We start from the raw sequence: 8,221 nt of genomic DNA, 5'->3' as shown, positions 1-8,221 counted from the left end.
AATGAGCTTGCTTGCTGTTTGGCGGGAGAGATCGATCGCGGGGCAAGCCCGCTCCCACACCACCGGTGGGAGCGGGCTTGCCCCGCGAAAAATCAGGCAGGAATGCCGCTATGAAAGCGGAACTCTTCATCCGGGGTGCTGATCAGTTCAGCCTCGACCGCCCTGACTTTCTCCACCACCCGCTCGATATCAGCCGCTTCACCGTACTGATGAGCCAGCTTCAGGTAACCCTGATAGTGCCGGGCCTCGCTGTTGAGCAGGCCGTGATAGAACTTGCCCAGTTCTTCGTCCAGATGTGGCACCAGTGCGGCAAAACGTTCGCAGCTACGGGCCTCGATAAAGGCGCCGACCACCAGGGTGTCGACCAGCTTCACCGGCTCATGGGTACGCACCACCCGGCGCAGGCCCGAGGCATAGCGCCCGGCCGACAAAGGGCGCAAGCCGATCTTGCGCCGCTTCATCAGGCGCAGCACCTGCTCGTGGTGCACCAGCTCTTCACGGGCCAGGCGCGACATCATGTTGATCAGGTCCAGGTGCGTGTTGTACTTGGCCATCAGGCTCAGTGCAGTACTGGCCGCCTTGAACTCGCAGTTCTTGTGGTCGATCAACAGGGTTTCCTGGTCGGCAAGCGCCGCCTGGACCCAGGCATCGGGAGTACGGCAGCCAAGGAAAGCTTCGATTTCGGGAATAAGGTGCATAGGCTCACAAACAGGCAGGGCAAACGGCAAGACCGGCGATTATACCGGCAGCGGCGGCGATCACCAGTGAACTATGCTTGATACATATCAACGCCCATTGCACTTGGCGCCGACTATAGTCAGTCATCGGTCGCCAAATCTGAAGGGAGTTCACGCTCATGCAAGAAGTACGCAGCATCCTGGTGGTACTCGACCCCGAACACGCCCACAGCCGCGCCCTGACCCGGGCCAAACTGATCGCCGGCGCCACCGGCGCACGCCTGCACTTGTTGATGCCCGACAAGAATCACGACCATAGCGCCCTGCTCAGCCTGCTCAGCAGCCAGTTGCACGACGACGGCTTCGACAATGTGACCCATGAAGAGGCCTGGCACGGCAGCCTGCACGAATCGATCATTGCCGTGCAGCAAGGCGAAGGCTGCGACCTGGTGATCAAGGAGCACCGGCCGGACAACCCGCTGAAGAAGGCCCTGCTCACTCCGTCCGACTGGAAACTGCTGCGTCAGTGCCCGTGCGCGGTATTGATGGTCAAGAGCGAACGGCCTTGGGCCGGTGGAGTGATTCTCGCCGCAGTGGATGTCGGCAACCATGACGAGGCGCATCGGTTGCTGCACAAGAACATCATCGACCACGGTTACGAGATCGCCAACCTGGCCAAGGGCAACCTGCACGTGATCAGCGCCCATCCGTCACCGATGCTGTCGGCGGCCGATCCGGTGTATCAACTGAAGGAAACCATCGAGCAGCGCTACCGCGAGGAATGCGCAGCGTTCCAGGCCGAGTTCGATATCAAGGACGATCGCCTGCACGTCGCCGAAGGCCCGGCCGATGTGCTGATCCCCTACACCGCCAACAAATACGATGCGGTGGTGACGGTGATCGGCACCGTGGCCCGCACCGGGATTTCCGGGGCGTTGATCGGCAACACCGCCGAGGTGGTGCTCGATTCACTGGAATGCGATGTGCTGGTGCTCAAGACTGAAGAAGTGAAGGTGCACCTGACCGAGCTGGCGCAAGGCTGACGAACTGATCGCGGGGGCAGCACAGCCTCCCCAACGATGAGCCCCTTGGGGAGGGGGGTTTCCCTATCGTGGCCACCCCCCCCCCCCCCCTGCAGGGTTTTGGGGTTATTGTACTCCCCCCCGCGATGGCTTCAACCCAAAGCATCCTTGAGAAACCCCGGCGCGATGTAGCGCTGATAGTGGGCTTCGGACAGCAAGAAGAATTCCCGATCAATGGCGTCGCGCAACTCGGGCAATTCCCAGTCGCGAAACTCCGGCAACAGCACCATCCCGTACGCCTCAAGTTCACGGATCACCCGCGCCCCGCGGGCGATCAGCTGGTAGGCCCAGCAATACTCGGACTGGTGCGGCACGAAGCGGATCTTGCGCTGCTCCAGTTGCAGGCGCAGGCGCGTGGCATCAAAGACTTCAAGTTTGGCCACCATGACCTGCACCAGCAATTGCTCGAGGCGCAGCCAGACCGCACGCTTTTCATCTTCGTTGTAGCCGTTCCAGTTGATCACTTCATGGTGAAAACGCTTGCAGCCACGGCACACCAGATCCCCGTAAACCGTGGAACAGAGGCCGACACAAGGCGTTTTAATTGACTGATTGGACATGAAAAAATCGATAGCTGGGCGGTGGAACAGACTGCCATGTTAGCCCTTTGTCTAACGGGGGTCACCCGCTAAAGTCGTCGAGCCCGCCTTACCTTTATCGAGTTTTTACCGTAGAATCATCCGGCCTTTTTAAGGCAGCAATGTCCGTTAGAAGCTGTTTTCAAAGCGTCACGAGCACAGTTGATCCGGTAGAACGGCGTTGGCCCGGGATATACGTCTGATCGCATATCCCGCGCCAGCCCTCATCAGCCTCCGTTCTACAGGCGTAAAACTTTGAAAGCAGCTTCTGTAAGGATTTCCTGCAACCCTGGCTACGCGGCCCAAGAAGCCGTATTGCGCACGGGTGCCGGACTTTCTGGATGAGCGTCCCGGACACCCATTTGGGACCACTGATGAGGGTAATAACTGTGCTTGAAGCCTACCGCAAACACATCGAAGAGCGTGCCGCCCAGGGTATCGTGCCCCAGCCGCTTAACGCCGAACAAACCGCAGGCCTGGTCGAGCTGCTGAAGAATCCCCCTGCTGGCGAAGAAGCAGTCCTCGTCGACCTGATCACCAACCGCGTTCCACCAGGAGTGGACGAAGCCGCCTACGTCAAGGCCGGTTTCCTCTCTGCCCTGGCCAAAGGCGAAGCCACTTCCCCGCTGATCGACAAAAAGCGCGCGGTAGAGCTGCTGGGCACCATGCAGGGCGGCTACAACATCGCCACCATGGTCGAGCTGCTGGACGACGCCGAGCTGGCCGCCGTTGCCGCCGAGCAACTGAAGCACACCCTGCTGATGTTCGACGCCTTCCACGACGTCGCCGAGAAAGCCAAGGCCGGTAACGCCCACGCCAAGGCCGTACTGGATTCCTGGGCCGCCGGTGAATGGTTCACCGCCCGCCCGGCCATCGAACAGAAGTACAGCCTGACCGTGTTCAAGGTTCCAGGCGAAACCAACACCGACGACCTGTCCCCTGCCCCGGACGCCTGGTCGCGCCCTGACATCCCGCTGCACGCCCTGGCCATGCTGAAAATGGCCCGTGACGGCATCGTGCCTGAGCAACCAGGCGCCATCGGCCCGCTCAAGCAGATCGAAGAAGTCAAAGCCAAAGGCTTCCCGGTCGCCTACGTCGGTGACGTGGTTGGTACCGGTTCCTCGCGTAAATCCGCCACCAACTCGGTGCTGTGGTTCTTCGGCGACGACATCCCATATGTACCGAACAAGCGCGCTGGCGGCTTCTGCTTCGGCACCAAGATCGCCCCGATCTTCTACAACACCATGGAAGACGCCGGCGCCCTGCCGATCGAATTCGACTGCACCAACCTGGGCATGGGCGACGTCATCGACGTGTACCCGTACGCCGGTAAAGTCTGCAAACACGGCACCGACGAAGTCATCACCACCTTCGAACTGAAGACCCCGGTGCTGCTCGACGAAGTCCGCGCTGGCGGCCGTATCCCGCTGATCGTCGGCCGTGGCCTGACCGAGAAGGCCCGCGCTGAACTGGGTCTGGGCCCAACCGACCTGTTCAAGCTGCCTGAAGCCCCGGTCGACACCGGCAAAGGCTACAGCCTGGCACAGAAAATGGTCGGTAAAGCCTGCGGCGTGACTGGCGTTCGTCCAGGCACCTACTGCGAGCCGAAGATGACCACCGTCGGCTCCCAGGACACCACTGGCCCGATGACCCGTGACGAGCTGAAAGACCTGGCATGCCTGGGCTTCTCCGCTGACCTGGTCATGCAGTCGTTCTGCCACACCGCGGCCTATCCGAAGCCAATCGACGTCACCACCCACCACACCCTGCCGGATTTCATCCGCACCCGTGGCGGCGTGTCCCTGCGTCCAGGCGACGGCATCATCCACAGCTGGCTGAACCGCATGCTGCTGCCGGACACCGTCGGTACCGGTGGTGACTCACACACCCGCTTCCCGATCGGCATCTCGTTCCCGGCCGGTTCCGGCCTGGTTGCCTTCGCCGCTGCCACCGGCGTTATGCCGCTGGACATGCCGGAGTCGGTACTGGTGCGCTTCAAGGGCAAGCTGCAACCGGGCATCACCCTGCGTGACCTGGTCCATGCAATCCCTTACTACGCCATCCAGAAGGGCCTGCTGACCGTTGAGAAGAAAGGCAAGATCAACGCCTTCTCCGGCCGCATCCTGGAAATCGAAGGCCTCGACGAACTGACCGTCGAGCAAGCGTTCGAACTTTCCGACGCCTCGGCTGAGCGCTCCGCTGCCGGCTGCTCGATCAAGCTGCCTGAGAAGGCCATTGCCGAGTACCTGCAGTCGAACATCACCCTGCTGCGCTGGATGATCAGCGAAGGCTACGGCGACGCCCGTACCCTGGAGCGTCGCGCCCAGGCAATGGAAGCCTGGCTGGCCAACCCGGTACTGCTGGAAGCCGACGCCGACGCCGAATACGCCGAGATCATCGAGATCGACCTGGCCGACGTCAAAGAGCCTGTGCTCTGCGCGCCGAACGACCCGGACGACGCGCGCCTGCTGTCGACCGTTCAGGGCGAGAAGATCGACGAAGTGTTCATCGGTTCGTGCATGACCAACATCGGTCACTTCCGCGCTGCCGGCAAGTTGCTGGAAAAGGTCAAGGGTGGCATCCCTACCCGTCTGTGGCTGGCTCCGCCAACCAAGATGGACGCTCACCAACTGACCGAAGAAGGCTACTACGGCATCTACGGCAAAGCCGGTGCGCGCATGGAAATGCCAGGCTGCTCGCTGTGCATGGGTAACCAGGCACGTGTGCAGACCGGTTCGACCGTGGTGTCGACCTCGACCCGTAACTTCCCGAACCGCCTGGGCGACGCCACTAACGTCTACCTGGCCTCGGCCGAGCTGGCTGCTGTTGCCTCGATCCTGGGCAAGCTGCCAACCGTCGAAGAGTACATGGAGTACGCGAAAAACATCGACAGCATGGCTGCCGACGTTTACCGCTACCTGAGCTTCGACCAGATCGCCGAGTTCCGTGAAGCTGCTGCGAGCGCCAATATCCCGGTTGTTCAAGCGTAAGCTGACTTAGCGTCAAAAAACCCCGCCAATTGGCGGGGTTTTTTATTGTTCTATGGGAGCTCCCACAGTTCCCTCAGATCACAAAGAGATCGACAAACCGATGCACCGCCGTCGCCTCAAGCGCCGCCTGATCCTTGCACAAGGCAAAGATCTCGCTCACCCGCTGACCGGCAAAACGCGTCGCCAGGTTGGCCTTGAACTTCTCTTCCAGCAACGGAATGCCCTCGGCGCGACGCCGGCGATGACCAATCGGGTACTCCACCACCACCTGCTCAGTGCTTGACCCATCATTGAAAAACACCTGCACGGCATTGGCGATCGAGCGCTTGTCGGCTTCCAGGTATTCGCGGGTAAAACGCGGGTCTTCGACGATTTCCATCTTCTCGCGCAAGCGGTCGATGATCGGGTGGCCGGCGTGGAACTCATCTTCATATTGCTCGGCCACCAGATTGCCGAAGATCAGCGGCACAGCGGTCATGTACTGGATGCAGTGATCGCGATCGGCAGCGTTGGCCAGCTTGCCGACCTTGGAGATGATGCGGATGGCCGACTCATGGGTGGTGATGACGATCCGCTCGATTTCATGCAGGCGATTGCGCACCTGCGGGTGCAGGGTCACTGCCGCTTCGCACGCGGTCTGGGCATGGAACTCGGCAGGGAAACTGATCTTGAACAGCACGTTCTCCATCACGTAGCTGGAGAAGGCTTGCGAGAAGCTGAAGGCGCGCTTGTCTTCCGGCTTGAGCGCCAGATCCTTGTTGGTGTGGCTGAACAGTACATCGTAGAAGCCCCACTGTGGCGCCGTCAGCACGCCCGGCACGCCCATCTCGCCGCGCAGGGCGATATCCGCCAGGCGCACGCCACGGCTGGAGGCATCCCCGGCCGCCCAGGATTTGCGTGAGCCGGCATTCGGCGCATGCCGATAGGTACGCAGGGCCTGGCCATCGACAAAGGCATGGGACAACGCCGACAGCAGCTGCTCACGGTTGGCGCCCATGAGTTTGGCGCAAACCGCAGTGGACGCGACTTTGACGAGCAGCACATGGTCGAGGCCAACGCGATTGAAGGAGTTTTCCAGGGCTATCACCCCCTGGATTTCATGCGCCATGACCATGGCTTCCAGCACCACCCGCATGCTCAAAGGTGCTTCACCATTGGCCACGCGTTTTTGCGAAAGATGGTCGGCCACCGCCAGGATGCCGCCGAGGTTGTCCGAGGGATGCCCCCACTCGGCGGCCAGCCAGGTGTCGTTGTAATCGAGCCAACGGACCACACAACCGATATCCCAGGCCGCCTTGACCGGGTCCAGGCGGTAACTGGTGCCCGGCACCCGCGCGCCGTACGGCACCACCGTGCCCTCCACCAGCGGCCCCAGGTGCTTGGTACATTCCGGGAAGCGCAGCGCCAGCAGGCCGCAGCCCAGGGTGTCCATCAGGCAGTTGCGCGCCGTGTCCAGCGCCTCCCCGGACTCGACCTGGAAATTCAGGACATAGTCAGCGATGTCCTGCAGTACCCGGTCGTAGTCGGGACGGTTGTTCAGATCAACGTTGGCACTCATTTCACATCTCTCTGTCGTAGATAAACAGGGAGCCAAGCGCCGTTACTGGTTAGAAGGCATCACCGGGTACCCGCACCCAGCCCTCCATCAGTATCCGCGCACTGCGGCTCATGATTGCTTTGGTAACAGTCCACTCACCGCTCACCTGCCGAGCCTCGGCGCCAACGCGCAGGGTGCCCGAGGGGTGACCGAAACGTACGGCACTGCGCTCGCCACCACCGGCCGCGAGGTTGACCAGAGTGCCGGGGACCGCCGCTGCGGTACCGATGGCCACGGCTGCAGTACCCATCATGGCGTGGTGCAACTTGCCCATGGACAGCGCACGTACCAGTAGATCAACGTCTGCCGCCGCCACGGCTTTACCGCTGGACGACTGATAAGCGCTCGGTGGCGCGACAAAGGCGACCTTCGGCGTGTGCTGGCGCTTGGCGGCTTCATCGATGTGCCCGATCAGGCCCATGCGCACGGCGCCATAGGCACGGATGGTCTCGAACCGGGCCAGGGCTTCGGGGTCGCCGTTGATCGCGTCCTGCAGCTCGGTGCCGGTGTAACCGATGGCTTCAGCCTGGATGAATATGGTCGGGATGCCAGCGTTGATCAGGGTCGCCTTGAGCGTACCGACGCCAGGCACTACCAGATCATCGATCAAGTTGCCGGTCGGGAACATCGAACCGCCCTCGCCGTCTTCATCGGCGGCAGGGTCCATGAATTCGAGTTGCACTTCGGCTGCCGGAAAGGTCACGCCATCCAGTTCGAAATCGCCGGTTTCCTGAACCTCACCGTTGGTGACTGGCACGTGGGCGATGATGGTCTTGCCGATATTGGCCTGCCAGATGCGCACGGTGGCGATACCGTTCTGCGGGATGCGACTAGCGTCGACCAAGCCAGCACTGATGGCAAAGGAACCGACCGCTGCGGAAAGGTTGCCGCAGTTGCCGCTCCAATCGACAAAGGCCTTGTCGATCGACACCTGACCGAACAGGTAGTCGACATCGTGATCTGCTTTGGTGCTGCGCGAGAGGATTACAGTTTTGCTGGTGCTGGAAGTAGCGCCCCCCATGCCATCGATCTGTTTGCCATAGGGGTCGGGGCTGCCGATTACCCGTAGCAGCAGTGCGTCACGGGCAGGGCCGGGAACCTGCGCGCTTTCAGGCAGGTCCTGGAGGCGGAAGAATACGCCTTTGCTGGTGCCGCCGCGGATGTAGGTGGCGGGGATTTTGATTTGCGGTACTTGTGCCATAGCTGGGTTGTCCTGTAAGTGCTGTGGGAGGCTATCGGGGGGGGGGGGGCCCCGCCCCCCCCCGCATTGGGGGGGGATATTCCCCCCGCAATCCCC

At 61.5% G+C, this 8,221-nt stretch carries 6 protein-coding genes; 2 read left to right on the top strand and 4 right to left on the bottom strand.

Going from position 1 to position 8,221, the window contains the following annotated elements; genetic code table 11:
* Nucleotides 1-92 precede the first annotated feature (92 nt).
* Nucleotides 93-698 carry a tRNA-(ms[2]io[6]A)-hydroxylase gene (locus ACO6VD_RS23695; protein WP_400173785.1) on the bottom strand — a complete coding sequence of 202 codons (606 nt, stop codon included), beginning with the start codon at nucleotides 696-698 and terminating at the stop codon, nucleotides 93-95.
* A gap of 158 nt (nucleotides 699-856) precedes the next feature.
* On the opposite strand from ACO6VD_RS23695, the gene ACO6VD_RS23690 reads away from it, so the two are divergent.
* The gene (locus tag ACO6VD_RS23690; RefSeq protein ID WP_422422396.1) at nucleotides 857-1,720 is read left to right on the top strand and encodes a universal stress protein; all 864 of its coding nucleotides are present in this window, start codon (nucleotides 857-859) and stop codon (nucleotides 1,718-1,720) included.
* A 131-nt stretch (nucleotides 1,721-1,851) separates the two neighbouring features.
* Here ACO6VD_RS23690 and ACO6VD_RS23685 read toward each other — a convergent pair whose 3' ends face one another.
* The gene (locus ACO6VD_RS23685; RefSeq protein ID WP_400173783.1) at nucleotides 1,852-2,319 is read right to left on the bottom strand and encodes a DUF1289 domain-containing protein; all 468 of its coding nucleotides are present in this window, start codon (nucleotides 2,317-2,319) and stop codon (nucleotides 1,852-1,854) included.
* A gap of 407 nt (nucleotides 2,320-2,726) precedes the next feature.
* On the opposite strand from ACO6VD_RS23685, the gene acnB reads away from it, so the two are divergent.
* Nucleotides 2,727-5,327 carry a bifunctional aconitate hydratase 2/2-methylisocitrate dehydratase gene (acnB, locus tag ACO6VD_RS23680; RefSeq protein ID WP_422422397.1) on the top strand — a complete coding sequence of 867 codons (2,601 nt, stop codon included), beginning with the start codon at nucleotides 2,727-2,729 and terminating at the stop codon, nucleotides 5,325-5,327.
* Nucleotides 5,328-5,400: 73 nt separating this feature from the next.
* Here the strand turns inward: acnB and prpD are convergent, their stop codons facing one another.
* Both prpD and prpF read right to left on the bottom strand, forming a co-directional pair.
* Nucleotides 5,401-6,885, bottom strand: a complete 1,485-nt coding sequence (gene prpD, locus ACO6VD_RS23675) for a 2-methylcitrate dehydratase (protein WP_422422395.1) — start codon at nucleotides 6,883-6,885, stop codon at nucleotides 5,401-5,403.
* Between the two features lie 49 nt (nucleotides 6,886-6,934).
* The gene (prpF, locus tag ACO6VD_RS23670) at nucleotides 6,935-8,125 is read right to left on the bottom strand and encodes a 2-methylaconitate cis-trans isomerase PrpF (RefSeq protein ID WP_422422394.1); all 1,191 of its coding nucleotides are present in this window, start codon (nucleotides 8,123-8,125) and stop codon (nucleotides 6,935-6,937) included.
* Between the last annotated feature and the right edge of the window lie 96 nt (nucleotides 8,126-8,221).

Source organism: Pseudomonas sp. GZD-222 (assembly GCF_049310525.1).
In the GTDB taxonomy this organism is placed as follows: Bacteria; Pseudomonadota; Gammaproteobacteria; order Pseudomonadales; family Pseudomonadaceae; genus Aquipseudomonas.
Note: the sequence above shows the minus strand (reverse complement) of the source record. Positions and strands in the feature narration are given on the sequence as shown.

Coding starts and splice junctions, on each gene's coding strand:
- ACO6VD_RS23695 (WP_400173785.1), bottom strand. CDS start 698: ATGCACCTTATTCCCGAAATCGAAGCTTTCCTTGGCTGCCGTACTCCC.
- ACO6VD_RS23690 (WP_422422396.1), top strand. CDS start 857: ATGCAAGAAGTACGCAGCATCCTGGTGGTACTCGACCCCGAACACGCC.
- ACO6VD_RS23685 (WP_400173783.1), bottom strand. CDS start 2,319: ATGTCCAATCAGTCAATTAAAACGCCTTGTGTCGGCCTCTGTTCCACG.
- prpD (WP_422422395.1), bottom strand. CDS start 6,885: ATGAGTGCCAACGTTGATCTGAACAACCGTCCCGACTACGACCGGGTA.
- prpF (WP_422422394.1), bottom strand. CDS start 8,125: ATGGCACAAGTACCGCAAATCAAAATCCCCGCCACCTACATCCGCGGC.